The sequence below is a fragment of the Streptomyces sp. NPDC051136 genome, from assembly GCF_044455745.1.
Taxonomy (GTDB): domain Bacteria; phylum Actinomycetota; class Actinomycetes; order Streptomycetales; family Streptomycetaceae; genus Streptomyces.
Map to the genome: position 1 here is coordinate 466,608 of NZ_JBITFE010000006.1, position 25,776 is coordinate 492,383.

Annotated in this window: 23 protein-coding genes; 13 read left to right on the plus strand and 10 right to left on the minus strand. The window is 72.1% G+C overall.

Annotated features, from left to right (window positions below; translation table 11 throughout):
• The first annotated feature begins 25 nt into the window (after positions 1-25).
• Positions 26-3,262 carry a tetratricopeptide repeat protein gene (locus ACIBCJ_RS20035; protein ID WP_365980075.1) on the plus strand — a complete coding sequence of 1,079 codons (3,237 nt, stop codon included), beginning with the start codon at positions 26-28 and terminating at the stop codon, positions 3,260-3,262.
• A gap of 65 nt (positions 3,263-3,327) precedes the next feature.
• On the opposite strand, the gene ACIBCJ_RS20040 is transcribed toward ACIBCJ_RS20035, so the two are convergent.
• A complete protein-coding gene (locus ACIBCJ_RS20040; protein ID WP_362104472.1) occupies positions 3,328-3,564 on the minus strand; it encodes a hypothetical protein in 237 nt (78 codons plus the stop codon).
• Complete coding sequence (gene mca / locus ACIBCJ_RS20045) at positions 3,557-4,438, minus strand: mycothiol conjugate amidase Mca (protein ID WP_133887095.1); 882 nt, start codon at positions 4,436-4,438, stop codon at positions 3,557-3,559. Before mca ends, ACIBCJ_RS20040 begins: the two co-directional genes overlap by 8 nt.
• Positions 4,439-4,563: 125 nt before the next feature.
• On the opposite strand from mca, the gene ACIBCJ_RS20050 reads away from it, so the two are divergent.
• A complete protein-coding gene (locus ACIBCJ_RS20050; protein ID WP_133887094.1) occupies positions 4,564-4,962 on the plus strand; it encodes a DUF4307 domain-containing protein in 399 nt (132 codons plus the stop codon).
• A 180-nt stretch (positions 4,963-5,142) separates the two neighbouring features.
• Positions 5,143-5,640 carry a transcription elongation factor GreA gene (greA, locus tag ACIBCJ_RS20055; RefSeq protein ID WP_133887093.1) on the plus strand — a complete coding sequence of 166 codons (498 nt, stop codon included), beginning with the start codon at positions 5,143-5,145 and terminating at the stop codon, positions 5,638-5,640.
• 196 nt (positions 5,641-5,836) lie between these two features.
• On the opposite strand, the gene ACIBCJ_RS20060 is transcribed toward greA, so the two are convergent.
• From ACIBCJ_RS20060 to ilvA, 3 genes are all read right to left on the minus strand, one after another.
• Positions 5,837-6,694: an ABC transporter permease gene (locus ACIBCJ_RS20060; protein WP_362104469.1), complete on the minus strand. Its 858-nt coding sequence runs from the start codon at positions 6,692-6,694 to the stop codon at positions 5,837-5,839.
• On the minus strand, positions 6,691-7,698 hold the full coding sequence (locus ACIBCJ_RS20065; protein WP_365980076.1) for an ATP-binding cassette domain-containing protein: 1,008 nt from the start codon (positions 7,696-7,698) through the stop codon (positions 6,691-6,693). Before ACIBCJ_RS20065 ends, ACIBCJ_RS20060 begins: the two co-directional genes overlap by 4 nt.
• A 173-nt stretch (positions 7,699-7,871) precedes the next feature.
• On the minus strand, positions 7,872-9,101 hold the full coding sequence (gene ilvA / locus ACIBCJ_RS20070; protein ID WP_362506589.1) for a threonine ammonia-lyase: 1,230 nt from the start codon (positions 9,099-9,101) through the stop codon (positions 7,872-7,874).
• Between the two features lie 163 nt (positions 9,102-9,264).
• On the opposite strand from ilvA, the gene ACIBCJ_RS20075 reads away from it, so the two are divergent.
• The 3 genes from ACIBCJ_RS20075 (at position 9,265) to ACIBCJ_RS20085 (ending at position 11,158) form a co-directional block, all read left to right on the plus strand.
• Positions 9,265-9,771 (plus strand): MarR family transcriptional regulator, encoded by a 507-nt coding sequence (locus ACIBCJ_RS20075; RefSeq protein ID WP_362104575.1) that lies wholly within the window; start codon positions 9,265-9,267, stop codon positions 9,769-9,771.
• Between the two features lie 228 nt (positions 9,772-9,999).
• Complete coding sequence (locus ACIBCJ_RS20080; RefSeq protein WP_365980077.1) at positions 10,000-10,515, plus strand: sigma factor-like helix-turn-helix DNA-binding protein; 516 nt, start codon at positions 10,000-10,002, stop codon at positions 10,513-10,515.
• Between the two features lie 385 nt (positions 10,516-10,900).
• The gene (locus ACIBCJ_RS20085) at positions 10,901-11,158 is read left to right on the plus strand and encodes a hypothetical protein (protein ID WP_362506615.1); all 258 of its coding nucleotides are present in this window, start codon (positions 10,901-10,903) and stop codon (positions 11,156-11,158) included.
• A gap of 10 nt (positions 11,159-11,168) precedes the next feature.
• Here the strand turns inward: ACIBCJ_RS20085 and ACIBCJ_RS20090 are convergent, their stop codons facing one another.
• Positions 11,169-12,323, minus strand: coding sequence for a cystathionine gamma-synthase (locus tag ACIBCJ_RS20090; RefSeq protein WP_362104461.1), 1,155 nt, complete (start codon positions 12,321-12,323; stop codon positions 11,169-11,171).
• Between the two features lie 96 nt (positions 12,324-12,419).
• Between ACIBCJ_RS20090 and ACIBCJ_RS20095 the strand changes: the two genes are divergently transcribed.
• Entirely contained in the window at positions 12,420-13,538 is a 1,119-nt protein-coding gene (locus ACIBCJ_RS20095; RefSeq protein ID WP_365980078.1) for a hypothetical protein, read from the plus strand.
• Positions 13,539-13,611: 73 nt separating this feature from the next.
• Here the strand turns inward: ACIBCJ_RS20095 and msrA are convergent, their stop codons facing one another.
• Positions 13,612-14,124 (minus strand): peptide-methionine (S)-S-oxide reductase MsrA, encoded by a 513-nt coding sequence (gene msrA, locus ACIBCJ_RS20100; RefSeq protein WP_133887085.1) that lies wholly within the window; start codon positions 14,122-14,124, stop codon positions 13,612-13,614.
• A gap of 199 nt (positions 14,125-14,323) precedes the next feature.
• On the opposite strand from msrA, the gene ACIBCJ_RS20105 reads away from it, so the two are divergent.
• Entirely contained in the window at positions 14,324-14,917 is a 594-nt protein-coding gene (locus tag ACIBCJ_RS20105) for a DUF4291 domain-containing protein (protein WP_365980079.1), read from the plus strand.
• A gap of 54 nt (positions 14,918-14,971) precedes the next feature.
• On the plus strand, positions 14,972-15,643 hold the full coding sequence (locus ACIBCJ_RS20110) for a hypothetical protein (protein WP_365980080.1): 672 nt from the start codon (positions 14,972-14,974) through the stop codon (positions 15,641-15,643).
• A gap of 51 nt (positions 15,644-15,694) precedes the next feature.
• Here the strand turns inward: ACIBCJ_RS20110 and ACIBCJ_RS20115 are convergent, their stop codons facing one another.
• Entirely contained in the window at positions 15,695-16,336 is a 642-nt protein-coding gene (locus tag ACIBCJ_RS20115) for a TetR/AcrR family transcriptional regulator (protein ID WP_399282908.1), read from the minus strand.
• A 193-nt stretch (positions 16,337-16,529) separates the two neighbouring features.
• On the opposite strand from ACIBCJ_RS20115, the gene ACIBCJ_RS20120 reads away from it, so the two are divergent.
• The 3 genes from ACIBCJ_RS20120 to ACIBCJ_RS20130 all read left to right on the plus strand — a co-directional run bounded on the left by ACIBCJ_RS20120 (position 16,530) and on the right by ACIBCJ_RS20130 (position 22,003).
• Entirely contained in the window at positions 16,530-17,567 is a 1,038-nt protein-coding gene (locus ACIBCJ_RS20120; protein WP_365980081.1) for an aldo/keto reductase, read from the plus strand.
• Between the two features lie 542 nt (positions 17,568-18,109).
• Complete coding sequence (locus tag ACIBCJ_RS20125; RefSeq protein WP_362104448.1) at positions 18,110-18,652, plus strand: hypothetical protein; 543 nt, start codon at positions 18,110-18,112, stop codon at positions 18,650-18,652.
• Positions 18,653-18,808: 156 nt separating this feature from the next.
• A complete protein-coding gene (locus ACIBCJ_RS20130; RefSeq protein ID WP_365980082.1) occupies positions 18,809-22,003 on the plus strand; it encodes an RHS repeat-associated core domain-containing protein in 3,195 nt (1,064 codons plus the stop codon).
• 220 nt (positions 22,004-22,223) lie between these two features.
• On the opposite strand, the gene ACIBCJ_RS20135 is transcribed toward ACIBCJ_RS20130, so the two are convergent.
• A complete protein-coding gene (locus ACIBCJ_RS20135; protein WP_362104444.1) occupies positions 22,224-23,264 on the minus strand; it encodes an NAD(P)-dependent alcohol dehydrogenase in 1,041 nt (346 codons plus the stop codon).
• Between the two features lie 167 nt (positions 23,265-23,431).
• Between ACIBCJ_RS20135 and ACIBCJ_RS20140 the strand changes: the two genes are divergently transcribed.
• Entirely contained in the window at positions 23,432-24,307 is an 876-nt protein-coding gene (locus tag ACIBCJ_RS20140) for a helix-turn-helix transcriptional regulator (RefSeq protein ID WP_365980083.1), read from the plus strand.
• A 59-nt stretch (positions 24,308-24,366) separates the two neighbouring features.
• Here ACIBCJ_RS20140 and ACIBCJ_RS20145 read toward each other — a convergent pair whose 3' ends face one another.
• A complete protein-coding gene (locus ACIBCJ_RS20145; protein WP_362513430.1) occupies positions 24,367-25,245 on the minus strand; it encodes a GNAT family N-acetyltransferase in 879 nt (292 codons plus the stop codon).
• Positions 25,246-25,776: the final 531 nt, after the last annotated feature.

Consider the following 25,776-nt stretch of genomic DNA (forward strand, 5'->3'; position numbering starts at 1 on the left):
GAGGGATGCCGCCGGAGGGGGCGCGATGCGGGACAGTCATCGGGCGGAGGCCGAAGCGCTGCTCAGGCGGGCCGTGGAGGAGGAGGTCCGGCGCTCGGGCGGACGTACGGACGGGAACGTGCTGCTCTCCCGGGCCCGCGCGGCACTGGACGCCATGGCGGGAACGGCGGGCGAGGAGTACGCGGCCTACACCCACGCACTCGACGAGGCCGCCGCCGGGCAGCTCACCTTCCGCCAGCGCTACGCCCGTGAGGGCGCCGGCACGCCGCTGCTGGTGGCCGCCGTGGCGGCCGTCGCCGCGGTGGTGGCCGACGTGGCGCTCGGCACCGGGACCGGCACCGCGGTGGGCGCGGGAATGACGGTCGGGGTCGTCGGCGCCGCGGCGACGGTGGTGAAGGTGGCCGGCGTCCATGTGCCGGCCGCCCATCACCGGGCCGGGGCGGCCGGCCAGCCCGGCGGGCCCGAGCAGCTGCGGCTGCAGTGGCTCACCGCGCTGGAGGTGCGCGGCATCCGGCCCTTCCTGGACCAGCAGCGGATGCTCGCCGCGTCCACCGGGCCGGCCAGGACCGGGCCGAAGCTGCGGGGCGCCGACAAGAGCGCGGCCGCGCGGGGGCGCAGCGCCCTGGAGCAGTCGTTCGGGCAACTTCCGGTGGCGGACGGCCCGTTCGCGGGCCGGCGGCAGGAGATGGCGCGGCTGCGGCAGTGGGTGCAGGCGGCCCGGGCGAGCACGGAGACGAAGCCGACGGTGGTCGTGCTGCACGGACCGCCGGGCAGCGGCCGTACGACGCTGGCGGTGCGGGCCGTCCACGAGCTGCGGGACTACTTCCGCGGGGCCTGCCTGGTCGATCTGCGCGGCTCGGGCGCGGGCGGACCGGGCGGCTCGGAGGCGGGAGGTGCCGGGGCGGGCGGCGAGTCGCCGTTGAACACCCGGGACGCCCTGCTGCACCTGCTGAACCGGCTCGGGGCGCCGCGCGAACAGCTGCTGTTCCGGGAGCGGTCCTCCGCCGACCAGCAGGTCAAGCGGCTCAGCGAGCTGTACCACCAGCATCTGACGGGCGTGCCGGTCACCGTCGTCCTCGACGACGCCTCGGACCCCGAGCAGGTACGGGCGCTGGTGCCGGAGCGGTCGGACAGCCTGGTGCTGGTCACCGCGCGCGAGGCACTCCGGCTGCCGTCCGACCTGCCGGCCCGGGTGTACGACCTGCCCGTCGAGGCGCTGGACGCGGCCGGCGCGGAGGAGTTGCTGGGCGCCGCCGCCGAGGACGCGTCGGGGCCCTACGACGCCGAGGCCGGCGATCTGATCCGGCACCTGTGCGGCGGGCTGCCGCTGGCCCTGCGGATCGCCGGGTCGTCGCTGGGCCCGCGCTCACCGCGCGCGCTGGCGACCGACCTGGGCGCCTACGGCCCCGTGGAACCGGTCGAGCGGGCGCTGTGGCTGCGCTACACCGACCAGTCCGAGCCGGCCCGGCGGCTGCTGCGGCGGCTGGCGCTGGCGGGACGCACCTCGCTGGGTGCCGCTGCCGCCGCCGCGCTGCTCGCCACGGACGAGACGGAGGCCACCCGGCAGCTGACGGCCCTGTCGCGGGCGGGTCTGATCGACCACGTCCGGGGCAGCCGCTACCGCCTGCACGACGTGGTGCGCGCCTTCGCCCGCGCCCGCCTCGCCGACGAGGAGGAGCCCGGCGAACGGACGGCCGCGCAGGAACGCCTCATCGCCAACTACGCCGAGCTGGCCGACTCCGTGCTGCGCCTGGTCGACGGCAACATGTCGACCCGCTCCAACCAGTTCGGGCAGTACGGCTTCACGTCCCTGGACGAGGCGCTGCGCTGGCTGGACGACGAGTCGAGCTTCATCACCGCGGCGCTGCGGCACGCGGAGGGCGTCGACCAGGGCGCGGTGCTGAACCTGCTGGGCGCGCTGTGCGACTACTGCCTGCTGCGCGGCGACCTGTACCGGCTGGGGGAGATCAGCGAGCTGGCGCAGTCCGTGGACCAGGGGCTGCTGGTGCGCTCGGTGCAGTGGCGCACCGGCATCGCGGCCCGACAGCTGGGCGAGCTGGACAAGGCGCGTACGACACTGGCCTCCGTGGTCGACCTGTACCGGGACGCCCACCACGACGCCGGTGCGGCGCGTGCCCTGTGCTCGCTGGGGATCACGCTGCACCACCAGGGCAACCTGACCGACGCGGCGGCCAAGCTCCGGGAGGCGCTGGACCTGCAGGCCGCTCCCGAGCTGGACACGGACCGGGCGTGGACGCTGCACGCGCTGGCGGCGGTCCAGCGCGACCGGGCCCGGCTGGCCGAGGCCCTGGAGCTGCTCACCGAGTCGCTGGTGCTGCACCGCGCGGGCGAGTCGTTGCACGGCCAGGCGTGGGCCCACTTCCAGCTCGGCCAGCTGCACCTGCGCAGGGGCGACGTCCCGGGCGCGGAGGAGGACCTGCGGGCGGCCCTGGAGCTGTACGGCCGCACCCAGGACGCGCGCGGGGAGGCGTGGGCGCTGACCCAGCTGGCGCGGGCCCGCCTGGTGGACGGCGACGCCTCGGAGGCGGTGGCGGAGCTGCGGCGGGCGGCGGCCCGGCACCGCGAGAACGAGGACGCCCGCGGCGAGGCGTGGACCGTCTACTACCTGGGCCAGGCCCTGGAGGAGACCGGCGACCTGGACCAGTCGGTGCGCGAGCTGGAACGCTCGCGCACGATGTTCTCCCGGATGCGGGACGTGTACGGCCTGGCCTGCGCCCGGCACCACTCGGCCCGGGTCACCCGGGACCAGCGCGCCGCCCAGACCGGCTCGCTGCGCAACTCGGGCTTCGCCCGCCAGCTCCTGGTCGACGCGCGCGCCGACTTCCAGCGCATCGGCGTGGCGCACGGGGAGGCCTGGACGTGCCTGGAACTGGCGGTCGTGGACGCGGGCAACGCCCGTACCCCGCAGGCGCTGGCCCTGTGCGACGAGGCCGCCGCCCTCTTCGCCGGGTACGGCGACCGGCGGGGCGAGGACTGGGCCCGCTTCCTGCGCTGCACGCTGCTGCCCTACGCGGCCCCCGGCGGGGTGGAGGTCGGCACGGCGGTGGCGCAGGAGGAACTGGCCCAGCTGTCCCGCGCCCGTCACCCCGCCCGCGACACCGAGCTGGACGACTACGTGGACGCCTACCAGCTCCTCCTGGAGCGCGGCGTGCAACTGGAGGCGGGCTGGCAGGCGTGGCGTCTGGGCATGGTCCCGGGCCGCCAGGCCAGGGAGGTGATGGGCGTGGCGGTCACGGCGTGACCGCCGGGACGCGGGGCTCTGTCCCGGCCTGGTCCCGGCCTGGTCCCGGCCTGGTCCCGGCGGGGCTAACCCCGCTGGGGCTTCGCCTCGCCGCCGCCGGAGGCGTCCGGCTCCGCCGCTTCCTTGAAGTCGACCTTGCCCATGTGCCGGTTCATGGACTTCATCAGGCCCCACACCGCCAGGGCCATCACCGCGAACACGACGAACCCGAGGACACCGGGGGTGACCTTGTCCTCGTCCAGCTCGGCGAGGGTGACGAGGTGCGTCATTGCCAGGCTTGCGCTTGCACTCATGTCAGGCATTGTCCCGGATGCCCGCGAAGAGGTCGTCCTCGGGGAGGGAGGTTTCCACGAGGGACTTGGCCAGCTCGTACTCCTCGGTGGGCCAGACCTCCTTCTGGATCTCCATCGGCACCCGGAACCAGCCCCCGTCGGGGTCGATCTGCGTGGCGTGCGCGATCAGCGCCTTGTCGCGGATCTCGAAGAAGTCCGCGCACGGCACGTGCGTGGTGAGGGTGCGCTCCTTGCGCTCGAACTCCGCCCAGCGCTTGAGCCAGTCGTGGTAGGGCGACTCCAGGCCGCGCTCCAGCAGCGCGTTGTGCAGTGCCTCGGTGCGGGGCCGGTTGAAGCCCTGGTTGTAGTAGACCTTCAGCGGCTGGTACGCCGGTCCGTACTCGCCCTCGGGGTACTTCTCGGTGTCGGCCGCACCCTCGAACGCCACCATCGTGATCTTGTGGGTCATGATGTGGTCCGGGTGGGGATAGCCACCGTTCTCGTCGTAGGTGGTGATCACCTGGGGCCGGAAGGAGCGGATCTTCCGCACCAGCTCACCGGCCGCCTTGTCGACGTCCTCCAGGGCGAAGCAGCCCTCCGGCAGCGGCGGCAGCGGGTCGCCCTCGGGCAGACCGGAGTCGACGAAACCGAGCCACTCCTGACCCACGCCCAGGATCTCCCGGGCCTCGTCCATCTCCTTCCTGCGCACCTCGTGGATGTTCTCCTCGATGTACGCGTCGCCCTGGAGCTTCGGGTTGAGGATGGAGCCGCGTTCCCCGCCGGTGCAGGTCACCACCAGCACGTCCACCCCCTCGGACACGTACTTCGCCATGGTGGCCGCGCCCTTGCTCGACTCGTCGTCGGGGTGGGCGTGGACGGCCATCAGTCGCAGCTGGTCAGTCAAGACTCAATCCTCGGGTCAGTCGGCGCCCGTGTGCATCGGCGCAATCGGAGGCTTCTATAGTGACCGAATCGGGGGACGAAAAATTCCGAAGCCCGGACGGACCGGCTTCTGCCGAGAGGACGATCATGAGTACGGCGAGCACGCGGACGCCTCAGGGTCGGTACGGCCGCTCCTCGGACGAACGCGCCGATCGCACCCTCAAGACCGTCGGAGCCGTGCTCGGCGCGCTCCTGCTCGCGCTCATCGGCTGGTTCGGCTACCACTACGTCGGCCAGAACAAGATCAGCGGTGAGCTGATCGGCTTCGAGCTCGCCGACGACTCGGTGCAGGTCCACCTGGAGGTCCGCAAGGACGAAGGGGTCACCGGCTACTGCACGGTGCGCTCCCAGGCGGAGGACGGCGACGAGGTGGGCCGGGCCGACTTCCGCTTCGACGGGGACGAGACGCGGATCGACAAGGTCGTCACCCTGCGCACCAAGGCCGCGGGGACGTCGGCGGAGCTGCTCGGCTGTCATCCGGAGTGATCCGACGGGGCTCGCCGGCGCCAATACGTACCGTCTGGCCTGCTGCGACATGAATCTGGTGGCTTATGTCCTCCCCCTTTGGCCACTGAATTGTTAGGCTCGTGGTTTCGCCCTTCCGTGAAGGAACATCCTTCTGGGTAGGGCGTTGATTTGTATTCCCAGTACCAACGAGGAGCACCCGTGACCCAGACCAGCGAGAACGTCACCTGGCTGACCCAGGAGGCGTACAACAAGCTCAAGGAGGAGCTTGAATACCTTACTGGTCCTGCGCGCACCGAGATCTCTGCCAAGATCGCCGCGGCTCGCGAGGAGGGGGACCTGCGCGAGAACGGCGGGTACCACGCGGCGAAGGAGGAGCAGGGCAAGCAGGAGCTCCGCGTGCGCCAGCTGACCCAGCTGCTGGAGAGCGCCAAGGTCGGTGAGGCTCCGGCCGCCGACGGCGTGGTGGCACCCGGCATGGTCGTCACGATCGCCTTCGACGGTGACGAGGACGACACGCTGACCTTCCTGCTCGCCTCCCGCGAGTACGCGAGCTCGGACATCGAGACCTACTCGCCGCAGTCCCCGCTGGGCTCGGGCGTCCTCGGCCACAAGGTCGGCGAGGACGCGCAGTACGAGCTGCCCAACGGCAAGCCGGCCTCGGTGAAAATCCTCACGGCCGAGCCGTACAACGGCTGACGCGCCCCGTCGGCCGGCCGCAGCCGGCCGACCGGCTTGGTCGAGCCCCCGGTGTCCCCGTGACGCCGGGGGCTCGTCGTCGTTCTGCCGATGCGCGGCCCGTGGGTCCCGGGGTCCGTGAGTCCCGGGGAACGTGAGTCCCGCGGGGCTGTGAGTCTCGCGGGACTGTGAGTCCCGGGGGCCGTGGGTCGTGAGGTCAGCTGGCCGCCGAGCGGTACTTGCGCACCGCCAGCGTCCGGAAGACCGCGATGATCAGGACGGACCAGATCAGCGAGGCCCAGACGGGATGCTGCATCGGCCAGGCGTCGGACTGCACGACACCCGGGTTGCCGAACAGCTCCCGGCAGGCCTGCACCGTGGCGCTGAACGGGTTCCACTCGGCGATGTGCCGCAGCCAGGGCGTCATCTGACTGGAGTCCACGAAGGCGTTCGAGACGAACGTCACCGGGAACAGCCAGATGATCCCTCCCGAGGTCGCCGCCTCCGGGGTGCGCACGGACAGACCGATCAGCGCGCCGATCCAGGTGAAGGCGTAGCCCAGGAGCAGCAGCAGCCCGAAGCCGGCCAGGACCTCCCCGGCGCTGGTCGGGTCGGCGGACCCGGTGCGCCAGCCCACGATCAGCGCGACTATCGCGAGGACGAGCAGCGTGATGGCCGTCTGTACGAGATCGGCGACGGTGCGGCCGGTGAGGACCGCACCGCGGGCCATCGGCAGGGACCGGAAGCGGTCGACGAGCCCCTTCTGCATGTCGTCGGCGATGCCGGCCGCCGATCCGGCGGTGGCGAAGGTGACGGTCTGCGCGAAGATGCCCGCCATCAGGAAGTCCTTGTAGACATCCGGATCGGTGGTGTTCCCGATCTTCATCGAGCCGCCGAAGACGTACGTGAAGAGCACCACGAACATCACCGGCTGGATGATCCCGAACAGGACCATCTCCGGGATCCGGGTCATCCGGATCAGGTTTCTGCGGGCGATGACGAGGGAGTCCCGGACGGACTGGCCGATGGCGTTGGCCGGCGCCGCGGGCGGCGTCGTGTCGGTGGCGGCGCTCACTGGGCGGTCTCCTTCTGCTGCTCGCGGCCGGCGGCGTCCGCCGGACCACTGGTCTCGTCCTTCACCTCGGCCACGTGGCCGGTGAGGGAGAGGAAGACGTCGTCGAGGGTGGGGCGGCGCAGGCCGATGTCGTCGATCTCGATGCCGCGGACGTCCAGCTCGCGGATGACCTCGGCGAGCAGCTTCGCACCGCCGGTCACGGGGACGGTCAGCTTGCGGGTGTGCTCCTCGACGGTGGTCGATCCCTTGCCGAACCGGGCCAGCACCTCGGAAGCCGTCCCCATGTGCTCGCGCTCGTGGACCACGACCTCGACGCGCTCTCCCCCGGTGCGGGCCTTGAGCTGGTCGGAGGTGCCGCGGGCGATGACGCGGCCGTGGTCGACGACCGCGATGTCGTGCGCCAGGTGATCGGCCTCCTCCAGGTACTGCGTGGTCAGCAGCAGGGTCGTGCCGCCGGCGACCAGCTGCTTGATGACCTCCCACAGCTCCTGCCGGTTGCGCGGGTCGAGGCCGGTCGTCGGCTCGTCCATGAACATGACGGGCGGGGAGACGACCAGGGCGGCCGCCAGGTCGAGCCGGCGGCGCATGCCTCCCGAGTAGGTCTTGGTGGGGCGGTCGGCGGCGTCCGAGAGGTGGAACTGGTCGAGCAGCCCACCGGCCCGGGCCTTCGCCGCCCTGCCCTTCATCTGGTAGAGCTGGCCGACCATCTGCAGGTTCTCCCGGCCGGTCAGGTACTCGTCGACCGCGGCGAACTGGCCGGAGAGGCCGATGGAACGCCGTACCTCGTTGGGCTGCCTGAGGACGTCGATGCCCGCGACGACGGCTCTGCCGCTGTCGGGTCGCAACAGGGTCGTCAGGCAGCGGACGGCGGTGGTCTTGCCCGCGCCGTTCGGCCCGAGCAGGCCGAGGACCGTGCCCTCGGGGACGTCCAGGTCGACGCCGTCCAGAGCCCTTACGTCACCGAAGGTCTTCACCAGGCCTTCGGCATAGATGGCGCCTGGCATATGAGTCTCCACGTCGTCGGGGAAATCTTCGGAAAAGCCTAGGTTTGTACGTTTCGCCGCGCTCATCGAGCGAACACACGACACACCGTAACGCGATGTATCGCGTCTCACAATGCAGTTACTCGAACGAGTGACGAACGGGCGACGAAGCGGCCACCGCTCCCCGTCGGGGCTCAGGCGATGACGGTGTAACCCGCCTCCCGCAGCGCCCCGCCGACCTCGGCACAGTGCTCCGGGCCCTTCGTCTCCAGGTGCAGTTCAACCTCCGCCTCCGTGAGCCCGAGCCGCGGATGAGTCCGCACGTGGCTCACATCGAGGACGTTAGCGTCGACCACTGACAACACCCCGAGAAGCGTGGCCAGGGCGCCGGGCCGGTCCGTCAGCCGCAGCCGGACCGCCAGGTAGCGGCCCTGCGCGGCCATGCCGTGCCGCAGCACGCCCTGCATCAGCACCGGGTCCACGTTGCCGCCGGACAGGACCGCGACCACCGGTCCCGCGAAGGCGTCCGGCTCACTCAGCAGCGCCGCCACCGGGCTGGCGCCGGCCGGTTCCACGACCAGCTTCGCCCGCTCCAGGCACAGCAGCAGGGCGGTGGACAATGCGTCCTCGGAGACCGTGCGGACCTCGTCCACCAGCTCGCCGACGATCCCGAACGGCACGTCGCCCGGCCGCCCCACCTTGATGCCGTCGGCCATCGTGGCCGGGTTCTCGACCGCCACCGGGCGCCCCGCGGCCAGCGAGGGCGGGTACGCCGCCGCGCCCTCCGCCTGCACGCCCACGATCCGCACGTCCGGCCGCAGTGCCTTCACCGCCACCGCGATACCGGCCGCGAGCCCGCCCCCGCCGATGCCGACCACGACGGTCCGCACCTCGGGGCACTGCTCCAGGATCTCCAGCCCGACCGTGCCCTGGCCCGCGATGACGTCGGGATGGTCGAAGGGGTGGATGAACACCGCCCCGGTCCGCTCCGCGTACTCCTGTGCGGCGGCCAGCGTCTCGTCGACGACCTGTCCGTGCAGCCGCACCTCGGCGCCGTAGTCCCGGGTGGCGCTGATCTTCGGCAGCGGCGCGCCCTTCGGCATGAACACCGTCGACCGCACGCCGAGCAGGGACGACGCCAGCGCCACGCCCTGCGCGTGGTTGCCCGCGCTCGCCGCGACCACCCCCGCGGCCCGCTGCTCGGGCAGCAGTCCGGCGATCCGCACGTAGGCGCCGCGCAGCTTGAACGAGCCGGTCCGCTGGAGGTTCTCGCACTTGAAGTGCACCGGCGAGCCGACCAGCTGCGACAGGTGCCGGCTGCCCTCCATCGCCGTCACCCGTGCCACGCCCGAGAGCATCTTCTGGGCTCCGCGCACGTCGTCCAGGGTGACGGGACCGACCAGGGCCGCTGTGGTGTAGCTCATACCCTCCAGCATCGCAGTTCCGGGTCGCCCGGGGCCGTTGTGACCAACCTCCGAGACCCGCTTTGCCCAGCGCCGGTACGCCTCGGCGCCCGGCCGCGTACCCTGTCCCCCAATTAGCAGCCCTCCACGAAGTGAGCCCCCGGCCATGCCCACAACGCCTGAAATGTCGATGGACATGACGACCGCCGGTGACACCGGTCTTCTCGAGACGCTCCAGCACGAGGTCGCGCTCTTCGCCCGCCGCGCCGAACAGACCCGGCTCGGCGGGGTCGGACAGGTGCGCAACTCCATGGACCGCGCCGCGTACCTGCTGCTCAACCGGCTCGACAAGGAGGGCCCGATGGGCGTGAAGGCGCTCGCCGCGAGCATGGGCATCGACTCCTCCACGGTCACCCGGCAGGTGGCTCCGCTCGTGGACACGGGACTCGTCAAGCGGACCTCCCACCCCGAGGACGGACGCGCGGTGGTCCTGCAGCTGTCCCCGCGCGGCGTGGCACGGCTGGACGAGGTCCGCTCCTCCCGTCGTCAGCTCATGGCCGAGCTGACCCGCGACTGGGCGCCGGAGGAGCGCGAGACGTTCTGCGCCCTCCTGGCCCGTTTCAACGGTGCCCTGTCCGCACGGATGGCCCCCTCCGGCGTGGCGGCCGCCGAGACGCCTTCGGGCTCCTGACCCGATCGCACGCCTTTCGCAGCCGCACGCGGTTCGGCGCTTCTCGGGCTCCCACCGCCGCGGCTCACGCTTCCGTGGTTCCCGCCGCCGTGGCTCCCGTCTCCGTGGCTCCCGCCTCCGTGGCTCCGCGGCTTTCGGAGCGGGGTTCGCGCCGAACCCTTGACCGGCGGGCCGCCCCTGGCCTGATATGAGACCTCAGGGGTCGTCGCCGTCCGGGCGGGAGGCGCGGTGCGAGATCGGCATGCGTCCCACGGTGCCCGTCGGGCCCGCGAGTTCGAGGCGTTCGTCGCGGGTGCGGCAGGGCGGCTGCTGCATGCCGCCACCCTGCTCACCGCCGAGGCCCCGGACGCCAATCCGCACGCGCGGCGCCTGCTGGCCCTGAGCCTGGCGCACACGTACGCGTCCTGGGACCGGCTGCACGGGGAGGACCCGTACGACCGCGCCCGCCAGTACCTGGCCACGCGGTTCGCCCGCGAGGTCTGGCACCGGTACGGCGTGCTCGCCCGGACCCTCAGACGCCCCGCGGGCACCTTGGGCGGCCTCGCCCCGCAGGAACGCCTGGTCCTGGTGCTCAGGCTGTACGAAGGCGTGGCCGAGGAACAGGCTGCCGCGCTGCTGGGCCTGCCCGTGGACCGCGTGCGGGCGATCTGCGCCCGGGCGACGGCCACGCTCCTGAACCCGCAACCGGCGCCGGCCCGCCCGATGGCGGCGAAGCCGACCGGAGCCGAGGCGGCGACGCCATGACGGGCGGGGCGACGGACGGGCGGACGCATCCGGCGAACGACGCGAAGAGCGATCCCGCGACCGGCACCGGGACCGGCCTTGCGACCGACACCGGGGCAGGTGCCGGGACCGTCGCCGGGTCAGGTGCCGGGACCGTCGCCGGGGCGGAGGCCGCGACCGACACCGGGGCGGGCGCTGCGACCAGCGCCGGGGCGGAAGCCGCGACCGGCAGTGGGGCGGCCGCTGCGACCAGCGCCGGGGCGGCGACCGATACCGGAACGAGTGCTACGGCCAACGCCGGGGCAGGCGTCGCGTCCGCCACCGGGTCACATGCCGCGGCCGGGTCCCGGCCCGGCGGCGCGAGGGGTACGAGGGGTACGCGCGCGTGGTGCGCCGGGAGGTGCCGGTGAACCGGGCCCGGCGCGAGGCGGCCGCGCGGCGGCTCATGGAGCAGTCACCGCCCCGGGTGCCGCCCGACCTGTACGCCGAGGCCGTGCGCAGGGGCGGGCGCATACTGCGGCGCAGGAGGGCGGCCCGCCGCCTGATGTGGCTGCTGATGGGCGCCGCGGCCGTGGTGTTCACGGTGTGGGCGCTGACCGCACAGCCGTGGGCGGAGCCGCCTTCGGAGACGACCCCGCCCGTGACCGGCTGGGAGGGCTGGTGAACCCGGTCCGCTAGCCCAGCGCCTGCTGGAGGTCGGCCAGCAGGTCCTCGGCGTTCTCGATGCCGACCGACAGCCGCACCAGGTCCGAGGGCACCTCCAGGGCGGAGCCGGCCGCGGAGGCGTGCGTCATCCGGCCCGGGTGCTCGATCAGCGACTCGACGCCGCCGAGGGACTCGCCGAGCGTGAAGACCTTCGCCCGGTCGCACACCGCGACGGCCGCCTGCTCGCCGCCCTCGACGCGGAACGACACCATGCCGCCGAACGCCTTCATCTGCTTGGCGGCGACCTCGTGCCCGGGGTGCTCGGGCAGCCCCGGGTACAGCACGCTCGTCACGCGCGGGTGCCGCGAGAGCATCTCGGCGACCTTGGTCGCGTTCTCGCTGTGCCGGTCCATGCGCACCGCGAGGGTCTTGGTGCCGCGCAGCACCAGCCAGGAGTCGAAGGGCCCGGCGACCGCGCCCATCGCGTTCTGGTGGAACGCCAGCTCCTCGCCCAGCTCCTGGTCGTCGACGATCAGCGCGCCGCCCACGACGTCCGAGTGCCCGCCCATGTACTTCGTCAGCGAGTGCACGACGACGTCGGCGCCGAGCGCCAGCGGCTGCTGGAGGTACGGGGTGGCGAAGGTGTTGTCGACGACGAGCCGGGCGCCGGCGTCCCGGGCGACCTGGGCGACCTGGGCGATGTCGGTGATGCCGAGCAGCGGGTTGGAGGGGGTCTCCACCCACACCACCTTGGTCTTCGGGGTGAGGGCGGCCCGTACGGCGGCGGCGTCGCCGGTGTCGGCGACCGACCACTCCACGCCCCACCGGGTGGCGACCTTGGCGAAGAGGCGGAAGGTGCCGCCATAGGCGTCGTTGGGGATCACCACGTGGTCGCCGGGGCGCAGCAGCGTACGCAACAGGCAGTCCTCGGCCGCCAGTCCGGACGCGAACGCGAGACCGCGACGGCCGCCCTCCAGGGCGGCGAGGTTCTCCTCCAGGGCCGTGCGGGTCGGGTTCGCGCTGCGGCTGTACTCGTAGCCGCCGCGCAACCCCCCGACGCCGTCCTGCTTGTAGGTCGACACCTGATAGATCGGCGGGACGACCGCGCCCGTCAGGGGATCGGCGGTGTTGCCCGCGTGAATCGCGAGCGTCTCGAAGTGCTGACTGATGTGCCTGTCGCTCATGAGCACCGAGGGTAGCCGTGCGGAACGCCTCGTGCGTTTTCCACAGGGCGCGGGACGGGTTGGCCAATTGTCGGCGGCGTCTGGTTCGCTTGAGACATGGAGATTCTGTGGGTCCTGATGGCACTGGTCATGCTCGGCTTCGTGCTGCTCCAACTCTCGCGGCGCCGGCGCGGCGCGGTCGGCCTGGTCCCGCCCGGCCACCCGGACGCGGCGGACCCGGCGAACTACGGCTTCGCCCGCGAAGAGGAGCTGGACGTCCGCATGCCGGGGCCCGACCAGGACCTGCTGGACGTCCTGGACCTGGTGCAGCGCTCCCAGGACTACCGGGGGGCGCAGCAGCTCCTCGCCGGCACGGAGGCGGCGGGCGAGCGGCGCTGGCAGCGCGTGCAGGCCTTCGCCGGTGCCGCGTCGCTGGAGCTGCGGCAGCGGCCGGGCGGTGTGGGGCAGACGCCGGGCGGGCAGTGGCTGCGGGTGTGGCGGGCCGAGGTCCCGAAGGACGCGGGCGGCGCGGCGGTGCACGCCGAGTTCCTGGTGCAGCAGGCGTGGCGGACGGCGACGCCGGGCACGGACGACTTCCGGATCATCATGGAGGAGGCGAGGGCGGCCTGCGGCGAGGCGGCCCTTCTTGCCCCCGGTGACCCCGTGCCGTACATCGTCGAGCTGTCGGTGGCCCGCGGCCTCGGCTACCCGCGCGAGGAGTTCGAGCAGCTCTGGCTGAAGATCCTGGACCGCGCTCCGCATCACATGGGCGCGCACCTGGCCGCCCTGCAGTACTGGTGCGAGAAGTGGCACGGCTCGCGCGACCTGGCGTACTCCTTCGCGGAGGCGGCGGCCGCCCGCGCCCCGCAGGGTTCGCTCCTCGCGGCGCTGCCGCTCTTCGCGGTCTTCGAGCACCTGCCCGAGGTCAACCTGGTCGCCGGCTTCTACCAGAGCGAGGTCGTCACCAAGGCCGTCCACGGCGCGCTGCACGCGGTCCACTCGGCCCGCCCGGACGACCCGATGCAGGCGCACGTCCGCCATCTGCTGGTCTTCTTCCTGGTCCGCGGCGAGCGCTGGGCCGAGGCGATGAACCAGCTGACGGTCATAGACGGTCACGTGGGCGCCCTGCCCTGGACGCTGTCGGCCGACCCGGCGGCGGAGTTCGCGGTCTACCGCGCGCTCGCGGTCGCAGGTTACGAGGCGAACGGCGGCAGCCCGGCGACGCTGCCCCACTGAGCACCGGGGACGCGCATACGACGACGGTCCGGCCGTGACCCGGCCGGACCGCCCTCCGCTCACCCGCTGTCGCTCAGCCTTCGCCGCGAGCGGGCAGCCGCCAGCCCGGTCGCGGGAAGTGGCAGGTGTACCCGTCCGGGTACCGCTGCAGGTAGTCCTGGTGCTCCGGCTCGGCCTCCCAGAAGGGGCCGACCGGCTCCACCTCGGTGACGACCTTGCCGGGCCACAGTCCGGAGGCGTCCACGTCGGCGATGGTGTCCTCCGCGATCCGCTTCTGCTCGTCGTCGACGTAGTAGATCGCCGAGCGGTAGCTGAGGCCGATGTCGTTGCCCTGGCGGTTCTTGGTGCTCGGGTCGTGGATCTGGAAGAAGAACTCCAGAAGCGCGCGGTAGTCGGTCGCCTCGGGGTCGTAGAGGATCTCGATGGCCTCCGCGTGCGTGCCGTGGTCGCGGTACGTCGCGTTCGGCACGTCACCCCCGGTGTAGCCGACCCGGGTCGCGGTCACGCCCGGCAGCCGACGGATCAGCTCCTCCATCCCCCAGAAGCATCCGCCCGCCAGCACGGCCCTCTGCGTCTGCGCAGCCATTGCGGCCCTCCAATGTCTCTCTCGGCTCGGTCACCCGGGCTGCTCGGCCCGCACACGACCGGCCTTTCATGCCCACCCTGCGTGCAACGCACGAGGCCCCCCGACGATTCCACGCCCGGCCTTCGCGCTCCCCTCGGGGGCGGCCGTCTCCGCGGAAAACGGGTGGCCCGCGTCCGGCCCACGCCACAAGCTGTACGGCATGCAGGAACCGCGACACCGGATCCGGGCGGACCACACGGCGTCCACCGTCACCGTCTACCAGGCGTACACCCCGGAGATCGGCCTCCCCGCCGCCCGGGAGGGACGCTTTCCCGCCGCCTGGAAGCGGGACAGGATGACGTGGATCAAGCCCTCGTTCCTGTGGATGATGTACCGCTGCGGCTGGGCCGCCAAGCCGGGTCAGGAGACCGTCCTCGCCGTCGAGATCAGCCGCGAGGGCTTCGAATGGGCCCTGCGCCACGCGTGCCTGTCCAGCCACGTGCCCGGCGTGCACGGTGACCGGGCCGCCTGGCGGCGCGCGTTGAAGCGTTCGCCCACCCGCGTCCAGTGGGACCCCGAGCGGGACCTGCGCCTGCGCCCCCTGCCGTACCGCTCCCTGCAGCTCGGTCTCTCCGGCGAGGCCGCCCGCCGCTACGCCGACGAGTGGACGGTCGCCGTCCGCGACGTGACACCGCTCGCCCACGAGATCCACGCCCTGGTGGGCGAGGACGACCTCGACGCGGCCCGGGCCCTGCTGCCCGTGGAGCGGCCGTATCCCGCGGCGGACGACGTGCTGAGCGGCCTGCGCCCGTGAGACCGTCGTCCCGGCCCCCGGCCGCACATCCACCCGCACACCTCAGGGAGACCGATGTCCCGGCCGACGACCTCCGATTCCGGCGAGCGTCCGGGGCGCGGACCGGAGCTCTCCGCGTACCAACAGGCGATGCGGGACCGGCTGCTCGCGGCGCCCGTGACGACCGCCCCCGAACCCTGGCAGGCCCTCCCCCTCGTCCCGGTCGGCGGATTGATCGGCATCGGTTTCGCATCGGACCCCGGCACCGGCCATGACCTGGTCATGGTCGTCTCGAACGACGGCCACGGCCTCTTCGACGCCGTCACCGGGGAAAGGCTCGCCAGGAACCGCGACCCCCGCGACGAGGACAGCACTCCCGAAGGGGTCGCCGACCTGACCTGCCCGGGGCTCGGACCGATCGCCGGTAGCAGGGTGCACATCGCGGGGCTCTTCGGCGGCGGCCTGCACCACCGGACCCGGGACGGCTGGCGTCTGGAAGTCGTCACCCCGGCCTGGCCGAACGAACGCGTGCTGCTGTCCCGCGGCGGCGGGCTCCCGCACGCCGGTCCGCACGGAGAGAAGTGGTGGCACATCTTCCACTCCTGCTACTCCACCTTCCGGGCGGCCGGCTTCTCACCCTCAGGGCACACCATCGCCGTGGCGACGAGCAGCGACCTCACGCTGTGGACGCGTCAGTCCACGTCGATGCCGAAGTCGCGCACCGGCCCCTCCGGCCGGCCCGAGTAGCCGAACGCGGCGCGCACACCCCACCCGCCGCCTCGTCCCGCCGGTCCGCTGTCAGCCCCTCCGGCGCAACCCCGCGATCAGCACCCCCACCAGTTGCCGCGCGTCGTAGCGCGGGTCGGGGTTTTCCGCGCCGATGCAGAGGTTGCCGACGCCGCGCATGAGGGCGATGGCCGGTACGTCGGTGCGGATCTCGCCGGAGGCGGTCGCCGCGGCGAGGAGGTCGGTGCAGACCGGGACCAGGCGGTCGAGGAAGTACGCGTGCAGGGTCTCGAAGCCGGTGTTGTCGGACTGGAGGACCGCGGCGAGGCCGTGCTTGGTGACCAGGAAGTCGACGAACAGGTCGATCCAGCTGGCCAGGGCGGCGTACGGGGTCGGGCTGCTCGCCAGCAGGGCGGGGCCGGCCTCGGCGCAGGCCTCCACCTGGTGACGGTAGACGCCGATGATGAGGTCCGCCCGGGTCGGGAAGTGGCGGTAGATCGTGGCCGTGCCGACGCCCGCCTCGGCCGCGATGTCGCGTACCGGAGCCTCCACGCCCGCCCTGACGAACACCGCGGCGGCGGCGTCGAGCAGGGACCTCTCGTTGCGCCGGGCGTCGGCGCGCTTGGGCCGGGAGGACGCCTGCGCCGTCGTCGCCCGGCCCGTGCCCGACTGACCCTCGCCCGCCCGGCCCTCGCCCGCCTGGCCCGTGTTCACCCGCCGCGTCTCCGCTTCGCCGTCCTGCACCGTGCCGTTCCCTTCGTCGGTTGATAAACGGGACACCGTTCCGTATCGTTGGCCGGGTAAACGGGACGGTGTTCCGCTTGGCCTTCCATGATGCCAGAGCGTGGAGCCCGCCACCACGTCATGCCTCGATCCACCCCGCAAGCCATCCCGTGGAGGAATCGTCATGCAGTACCGCACCTTGGGCCGCACCGGTGTGCAGGTCAGCTCGCTCGCGCTCGGCGCCATGAACTTCGGCGCCATCGGGCGCACCACCCAGGACGAGGCCACCGCCATCGTCGACGCCGCCCTGGAGGGCGGGATCAACCTCATCGACACCGCCGACTGGTACAGCGGCGGCGAGTCCGAGGAGATGGTCGGCAAGGCGATCGCCGGGCGCCGCGACGACATCGTGCTGGCCACCAAGGCGAACATGCCGATGAGCGACGAGCCCAACCACCAGGGCTCCTCGCGGCGTTGGCTGGTCACCGAGCTGGACAACAGCCTGCGCAGGCTCGGCGTCGACCACGTCGACCTCTACCAGATCCACCGGTGGGACCCGAGCACGAGTGACGAGGAGACGCTGTCCGCGCTCACCGACCTCCAGCGCGCCGGGAAGATCCGGTACTTCGGCTCCTCGACCTTCCCCGCGTACCGGATCGTGGAGGCGCAGTGGGCCGCCCGCGAGCACCGGCTGAGCCGGTACGTCACGGAGCAGCCCAGCTACTCCCTCCTCCAGCGCGGGATCGAGAGCCACGTGCTGCCGGTGGCCGAGCAGTACGGGCTCGGCGTGCTGGTGTGGAGCCCGCTCGCCTCGGGCTGGCTGTCCGGCGCAGTGCGCGCGGGGCAGACGGTCGCCACGCACCGGTCGGCGGTCCTGCCCGAGCGCTTCGACCCCGCCCTGCCCGCCAACCGGGCCCGGCTCGACGCCGTCGAGAAGCTCGCCGCGATCGCCGACGAGGCCGGGCTGACCCTGATCCAGCTCGCGCTCGGCTTCGTGACCGCGCACCCCGCCGTCACCGGCGCGCTCATCGGGCCCCGGACCCTGGACCACCTGCACTCCCAGCTCGCAGCCGCCGACACCGCGCTCTCCGACGACGTCCTCGACGCGATCGACGCCGTCGCCGCGCCCGGCACCGACCTGGCCGCGCACGAGAAGTTCGACGCCCCGCCCGCGCTGCTCGACCCGGCACTGCGCCGCCGTCGCCACCCGGCGGCCCGCTGAGCGGTCAGCGTCCCGGCCGGCCCGGCACCGTCACCGTGCCCCGGTGGCGGTACCCGGCGTACGGCCGCACCAGGTCCCGACGGGAACGGGCCGGCATGGCCGGATCGAGGGCTCGGATCGCCCACCCACTCGATCCGCTCCGACTCGAACCGCCCCACCCCGATCCCCCCACCCGATCCACCCGCTCCGCCCGGCGAAACTATGCCGCGTTCCCTGCCCCCGAAGACTCATGTATGTCACACACGTCACACGGAGAGAGCGCTTTCCCAGAGGCTGCCACCGCCCACCCCTCTCGCCCTGCGAAACCCTGCCCCTCGCGCTCATCTTCCTGCGTTACACAGGCTCCATGCGCGGAAATCCGTGGTTTTACGGACAGTCATCTGACTACGCTCGGTATTCCCGGCTTTGGAATGTGCGGTTCCGGTGGGGGTCGTGGTGAGGATAGGGAGGCGCACCGGGCGGGTGCGCCTTCCATTACGCGGGTGCCCGGCTGAGGTTTCGGGTGGCTGGGGGCTGTGCGTCTTTCCAAGGGGGTAGTGCACGTGAAGCGTGCGCGTGTGACGGGTCTTGCCGCGGCCGTGACTGCGGCGACAGCGTTGTCGGTGCTGGGCGGCGGGGTTGCCTCGGCGGCGACGGGGCCGGGGCAGACACCGCAGCAGCAGGCGGCGAACCGGGCCGCGGGGACGGCGGGTACGGAGGCCGGCAATCCGCTGAGCAGCGCGGCGACGGCCGCGGGGGTGTGCGCGGACGCCGCGCAGATCGGTACGACGGAGTACATCTACCGGGGCACGGAGAAGATCGCCTCGGTCAAGCAGTTCTACTCGGCCCAGTGCGACGAGAACTACGGCTACGTGTGGGTCTGGAAGTCGTTCCTGGACAAGAACATCGAGTTCGACCTGACGGTCGGCGTGTGGTCCTACGAGCGCAACGCGCTGGTGGGCCGCAAGGACGTGTTCGGCACCCACTCCCAGGAATTCTGGGGCAACGCCGCCAAGACGGTGGACGAGTGCACCTCGGGCGACGGGACCATGAGCATCCCCGACGACCCGCAGCAGCTGCACACCCGCACGTCCAAGCGCTGCTGACGCGGGGTCCCGGCGCCGGCGCAGCGACGTCGGCCAGGTGAAACCGTACGACTTCCTCCGAGCAGGACGGGGCGGCACCCGTGCAGGGGTGCCGCCCCGGAAAGGCCCTGCTCCCTCGTCATTCAACGCATCGGAGAGACCTTCGTGAATCCTCGCATGCCCGTGACGCGTCGGCGTAGGCACTGGCTGCCGCTGGCGATCATGGCGGTGACCACCGCGACCGCCACCGTGGCCGCCGCCGTCCCGGCCACCGCACGACCGCAACCGGCCCCGTCCGCCACCGCCGCCACCTCGGCCCGGCCGGCCCCCTCGCCGCTGGGGGTGACCAAGGCTTCGGCAAGCACCCCGTTCAGGGCGACCGGGCAGGCCGGCCGGCCGGTGGTCGAGTCGGCCGCGGCCGATCCCGGCTTCTACGCCCTCGGCGTCGGGCAGGTGCCCTGGTCGGAGTTCTTCACCGCGCAGCTCTCGGACGGTGTCAGCGCCCAGGTCAACTACGGCAACGGCAACCTGCTGCTGACCGTCGACGGCTTCGACATCGCCGACGCCGGCCCGGGGCTGTCCTACGGCAACACCTTCAACAGCCTCAACGGTGCCGGCTGGAACGCCACCTCCGGCGCCGACTACCGCGTCGAGGAGCCCACCCCCGACGGCGTCTCCGTGCAGGGCCCCACCGGCACCGTCGGCGTCTTCGCCCGCTCCGGCTCGGCCCTCACCCCGGCCAGGGGTTACAAGCAGGACCTGACCGAGGCGTCGGACAAGAAGTCCTTCACGCTGATCAGCCGCCGGACCGGTGAGAAGACGACCTTCTCCCGTTCGGGCACCACCGGCGCCGCGCGGGTGTCGAAGGTGGAGGACAAGAACGGCAACGCCACCACCATCGCCTACTCCGGGAACTTCACCTCGAAGATCACGTCGGCCTCCGGGCGCACGCTGACCTTCACCAACGACGGCAAGCACATCACCAAGGTCACCGACAACACGGGCCGGACGGTCGGCTACACCTACAGCGGCGATCTGATCAAGACGTTCACCGACACCGACGGCAAGACCACGACCTTCGACTACGACTCCTCCGGCCGCCTGACCAAGGTGACCACGGCGGAGGGGCGGCAGACGAAGTTCACCTGGGACAGCGACAAGGTCGCCTCCGTCACCCGGGTGGTCACCAACTCCACCGGCGCCGGCAACACCACGGCGTTCCGCTGGATCCTGCCCCCCGACAACAACCCCGACGCCGAAGGCGTCGTCCGCGTCACCGACCCGCGCGGCAAGAACACGCTCAAGACGGTGGACGGCTACTGGCGCACCAAGAAGACCGAGGACCCCCTCGGCCACACCCGCTCGAAGTCCTGGGGACCGGACAACGACGTCGCCACCGCCACGGACGCGATGGGCGCGGCCCCGGAGGACGGCAACGTCACCAGCTACAAGTACGACAGCGTCTTCAACCCCACCACCGTCACCATCCCCACCGGGGCGTCGGCGACGGTGACCTGGGTGAAGAAGGGCAGCGGCTACTTCCCGGAGAACGCCACCACGGCCTCGGCGGAGAAGACGACCAACGCCTACGACACCTCCGGCAACCTGCTGACCTCGACCGACTCGACGACCGGCGGCACCGGCGCCAAGTGGACCTACGACTACAACCCCGAGTCCGGGACCATGGAGTGCGGCGGCCTGCCCGGCCAGCGGTGCAGCGCCACCGACCCGCGGGACAAGAAGACGAGCTACAGCTACGACTCCAAGGGCAACCTGACCAAGGTCACCCCGCCGTCCCCGCTCAAGGCGATCACCTACACCTACGACGACCTCGGCCGCCAGAAGACGGTGACCGACGGCCGTGGGGTCACCACCAGCTACACCTACGACAACCGCGACCGCGTCAAGACCCAGACCGCCGGCGGCGCCACGGCCACCTTCACCTATGACGCCGACGGCAACCTCAGGACCCGCACCACCCCGGCCGGCACGTCGACGTTCACCTACGACGAGCAGAACCGCGAGCGCACCCGGGTCCTGCCCGGCAGCCCGGCGACGTCCATCACGTACGACGCCACCGGCAACGTCGCCACCGCCACCGACCCCGCGGGCACGGTGACGTACGGCTACGACGACGCCAACGAACTGACCTCGGTCACCGAGCCCGGTGGCGCGAAGACGACGTACACCTACGACGACAACGGCAAGCGCACCAAGACCGTCTTCCCCGGCGGCACGACGCAGACCGTCACCTCCGACGACTCGAGCCGTCCGACGAAGATCGAGGTCAAGTCGGGTTCCACGACGCTGTCGTCGATCTCCTACGACTACGCGAACGCGGGCAAGGACACCGACAGGATCCGCAAGCGCACCACCGACGGCGCCGCCCTCGCCTACACCTACGACTCGATGGGCCGCCTGACCAAGGCCGTGGAGACCGAGTCCGGCTCCACGACGGCCGGCTGGTCGTACTGCTACGACAAGGCCGGCAACCGCACCGGGCGTTCCTCGGGGACCTCGCTGCCGGCCGGCTGCGACGACGCCGAGCAGAAGGCCGTCTACAACGACGCCGGCGAACTGACCTCGTTCGACGGCGACGACGGCTTCGCCTACGACGGCGCGGGCAACGAGACCTCGGCCGCGAGCCCGACCGGTACCCGTACCGGCGAGACCTGGACGCCGTTCACCCAGCTCGGCTCCTACACCCAGTCCGGCACCACCACCGACCAGACCTACGCGGGCACCGACAACACCCAGCGTCTCAAGGCCGGTTCCTCGACCTTCACCAACGCCGCCGTGGGCATCACCGGCCGGAGCGTCTCCGGCGCGGCCACGGGTTTCGTCCGCGAGCCCTCGGGCACGCTGGTCGCCATGAGGAGCGGGGGCGCCAGCCAGTACTACCTGACCGACGCCCAGAACTCCGTCGTCGGCCTGGTCGACGCGAGCGGCAGGCGCACGGCCACCTACTCCTACGGACCGTACGGTGAGCCGCGCGTCAACAGCGGCACCGACCAGCCGTTCCGCTACACCAGCACCTACCTCGACCCGACCGGCCTCTACCAGATGGACGCCCGGTACTACGACCCCGGCCTCGGCCGCTTCACCCAGCCCGACCCGGCCGGTGAGGAGCAGAACGCCTATCTGTACGCGGCCGGAGACCCGGTCAACCACACCGACCCCACCGGCACGAGTCTCCTCGGCTGCATCGGCGGAGGGCTGTCGGTGCTCGGCGGGGCGATCTCGACCGGCGCCGGGATAGCCAGTGCCATCGGCTCGGGCGGGCTCAGCACGCCGGCGTCCCTGGCGGCCATCGGCACCGGAATCGGACTCGTCGGAGCGGGCATCGGAATGATCGACGCCTGCACGTCATGACGGACAGGAAGCAGAAGATGCTCGCCAGACTCGTGTGGATCGGGATCGCCCTGGGGTGCCTCGGAGTGCTCCTCTTTCTCCTCGACGTCCTGGTGAACTAGTCCCGGAGCTTCGCACCGAGGCATGCGTGCCGTGAAGGCGGAGGCAGCCTGCCCGTGGCAGGCTGCCTCCGCCTTCGGCGTACCGCTCCCCCGCCCCGGTCCTGTGCCGGGGCCCGGGGTCAGATCGTCGCGGTGTCGATCACGAAGCGGTAGCGGACGTCGCTGGCCAGGACCCGCTCGTAGGCCTCGTTGACCTCGGACGCGGCGATCAGCTCGATCTCGGCGCCGATGCCGTGCTCCGCGCAGAAGTCCAGCATCTCCTGGGTCTCGGCGATGCCGCCGATCATGGATCCGGAGAGGGACTTGCCGCCGCCGAGCAGCGCGAACAGGTTCAGCGAGACCGGCTCCTCGGGGGCACCGACGTTGGCCAGCGTGCCCTCCGTCTTCAGCAGTCCCAGGTAGGCGGCGAAGTCGAGGGGGGCCGAGACCGTGGAGACGATCAGGTCGAAGGTGCCGGCCAGCTCCTCGAAGGTGGCCGGGTCGCTGGTGGCGTAGTAGTGGTCGGCGCCCAGCTTCAGGCCGTCGTCCTTCTTGCGCAGGGACTGCGACAGCACGGTCACCTCGGCGCCCAGGGCGTGCGCGAGCTTGACGGCCATGTGGCCGAGGCCGCCCATGCCGACGACGGCGACCTTCTTGCCGGGACCCGCGTTCCAGCGCTTGAGCGGGGAGTACGTGGTGATGCCGGCGCACAGCAGGGGCGCGGCCTCGTCCAGGGCGATGCCCTCGGGGATGCCGAGGACGAAGTTCTCGTCGACGACGACCTTCTCCGAGTAGCCGCCGTAGGTGGGCTCGCCGTCCTTGCCGATGCCGTTGTACGTCATCACGTTGCCGCCCGTGCAGTACTGCTCACGGCCGGCCTTGCAGTTCTCGCACTCGCGGCAGGAGTCGACCATGCAGCCGACGCCCACCCGGTCGCCGACGGCGAACTTGGTGACGCCGGGGCCGACCTCGGAGACGACGCCCGCGATCTCGTGACCGGGGACCATCGGGAAGATGGCCTCGCCCCAGCCCTCACGGACCTGGTGGATGTCGGAGTGGCAGATGCCGGCGAACTTGATGTCGATCAGGACGTCGTGTTCCCGCACCTCGCGCCGCTCGATGGTGGTGCGCTCCAGCGGCGCCTTGGCGGCAGGTGCTGCGTACGCGGCGACAGTGGTCATGCCGGGTTCTCCGGGATTCTCTCGACGTGACTGGGTGATGCTTCCACTGTGCCCGCGACCTGCGCTTCCACCCAGACCACGGCTTTGCGTACGTCCAGCGTGCGTACCACTGACGGGGACAGGCTCGTGTGCGTACGACCGGGAATACGTCCGGTGATACTGGAGCCATGGATGGACAGCTTGACCGGCGGGCCGAACTGAGCGAGTTCCTGCGCACCCGGCGGGCGCGGCTGAAGCCGGAGGACGTGGGCCTGGAGTCGTTCGGGCGGCAGCGCAGGGTGCCGGGGCTGCGGCGCGAGGAGCTGGCGCAGCTGGCCGGGGTGTCGGTGGCGTACTACACCCGTCTGGAACAGGGCAACGGGCAGAACGTGTCGACGGAGGTCCTGGACGCCATCGCCCGGGCCCTGCGGCTGACCGACGCCGAGCAGGCACACCTGACGCACCTGGCCAAGCCGAAGCAGCAGCGCAGGCGCAGCGGCGCCCCGCGGGGCAAGCAGCCGGTGCGGGTGGCGCTGCTCCAGCTCCTCGAGTCGATCGACACGGTGCCCGCGTACGTGACGGGCCGCCGCTCGGAGATCCTCGCCTGGAACCGGATGGCCGCGGCCCTCTTCGGCGACTGGGGCAAGCTGCCCGCCCCGGAGCGGAACTGGGCGCGGCTGGTCTTCCTGAACCCGGACTACCGCGAGCTGTTCATCGACTGGGACCAGAAGGCGTACGACATGGTCAGCTTCCTGCGCATGGACGCGGGCCGGCACCCGGACGACCCGCGGCTGTCCGCGCTGGTGGGCGAGCTGTCGGTGAAGAGCGAGGAGTTCCGGCGGCTGTGGGCCACGCACGACGTCAAGGAGAAGAGCTACGGCGTCAAGCGGATGCGGCACCCGCTGGTCGGTGACCTGACCCTGTCGTTCGAGACGTTCCGCCTGGTCGACGACGACGAGCAGGCCTTCATCACCTACCACGCGGAGCCCGGCTCCCCGTCGGCGGACGCGCTGCGCCTGCTGGCCAGCTGGGGGACGGACGCGACGGCTTCGCTGCCGACGTGACGCGGGCCGACGGGGTGTGACCACCCGGTCGGACCCGGTGGGGCATGGCGGCGGCGCCCTCAGCGGGCCGCCGGGGCGCCGGATGCGAAGTCGTACACCGCGAAGTCCGCGACCGGGCGGTATCCGATCCGCTGGTAGAGGGCGTTGCTCGTCGCGTTGGCCAGGTCGGTGAAGAGCAGGACCTGGGCCGCTCCCGCTCCGAGCGCCGCCCGGCTCGCCGCCACCGTCGCGGCGCCCCCGTAACCGCGGCCTCGCAGGTGGGGCGGGGTGTACACGGGTGCGATCCGGATCTGCCCGGCCACCAGCGGGGACACACCGGCCATGGACACGGGCGTGCCGTCCGGGGTCTCCCAGAGCGTGACGCGTCCCGCGGCGATGCGCGTGTCCGCCCACGATTCGCCGTCCGCGGCGGAGGTTCCCCCGACGTCGGCGACGAACCCGCGGTGCCAGAGCACGAGCTGCTCGCGGTCCGCCTCGCCCGCGATCCGCGCCCGGCCCGCAGGAGACGGCTCGGGCGGTGTGAGGCCGCCCAGACGGTACAGGCGTTTGCGCTCGCTCAGCGTCGGTATCGCGCCCGTGTGCCGCTGCCACGCCTCGGCGAAGGACGCGGCGGTGTCGCGGTCCCCGTCGACGCCGGGGAGCGGGTGGCCGAGGTGCGCCAGGCGGACGGCGAGACCGTCGGCGTCCTCGGGGGTGAGGGGGGTGAGGACCAGGTGGTGGGGCGGGGTGCGGAAGAAGACCGCACGGACCTCCCCCGCCCGTTCCAGCAGGCCGAAGGCGGGTGCGGCGGAGCCGTACACGGCCGCCCCGTGCGTACGCAGTGCCTCGGTCACCGTCAGCGGCACGGTGTGCAGGTCGGGGCGCGAGTGCAGGAAGTCTGTGGCGCGGGCGAGGAGGTCGCCGACGTCTTCGGTGAAGTACCAGTCGCTGGGGCTCATGCCGCATGATCCACCGTGACGGTCCGCGCGCGCCCGTGAATTTCCACCGCGTCGGCGACAGGACCCGGCGGCGGCCACAGCCCACCGGCGCGGCACCGCCCTGCCCCGTCTCCGCGGGGCCGCGAATCCCCGACACGGTGCCGCCGGCTCGCCCCGCCAGAAGGCCGCAGGCCGCGCAGGCCGAAGACCGCAGGCCCGTCGGAGGCCGCAGACCGCAGGCCCGTCGGAGGCCGCAGACCGCAGGCCCGTCGGAGGCCGCAGACCGCAGGCCCGTCGGAGGCCGCAGACCGCAGGCCGGTCTGCGGCCTCCGTCCGGCGGCCTGCGTCCGGCCGGCGGACGGAAGCCTCCGACCGGCCTGCTCCGTCTCCGCTGCGACCGGTACGGGGCCCGCAGGTCCCGACACGGCGCCGCCCGGCCCGCATCGGGGCGCACACGGGGCTCGCCGGAGACACCGCTTCCACGGGCCGCATCCGCCGGGCCGCGTGCCGCACTGCTCCGTTCCCGCTGCGACCGGTGCGGGCCGCAGCCCC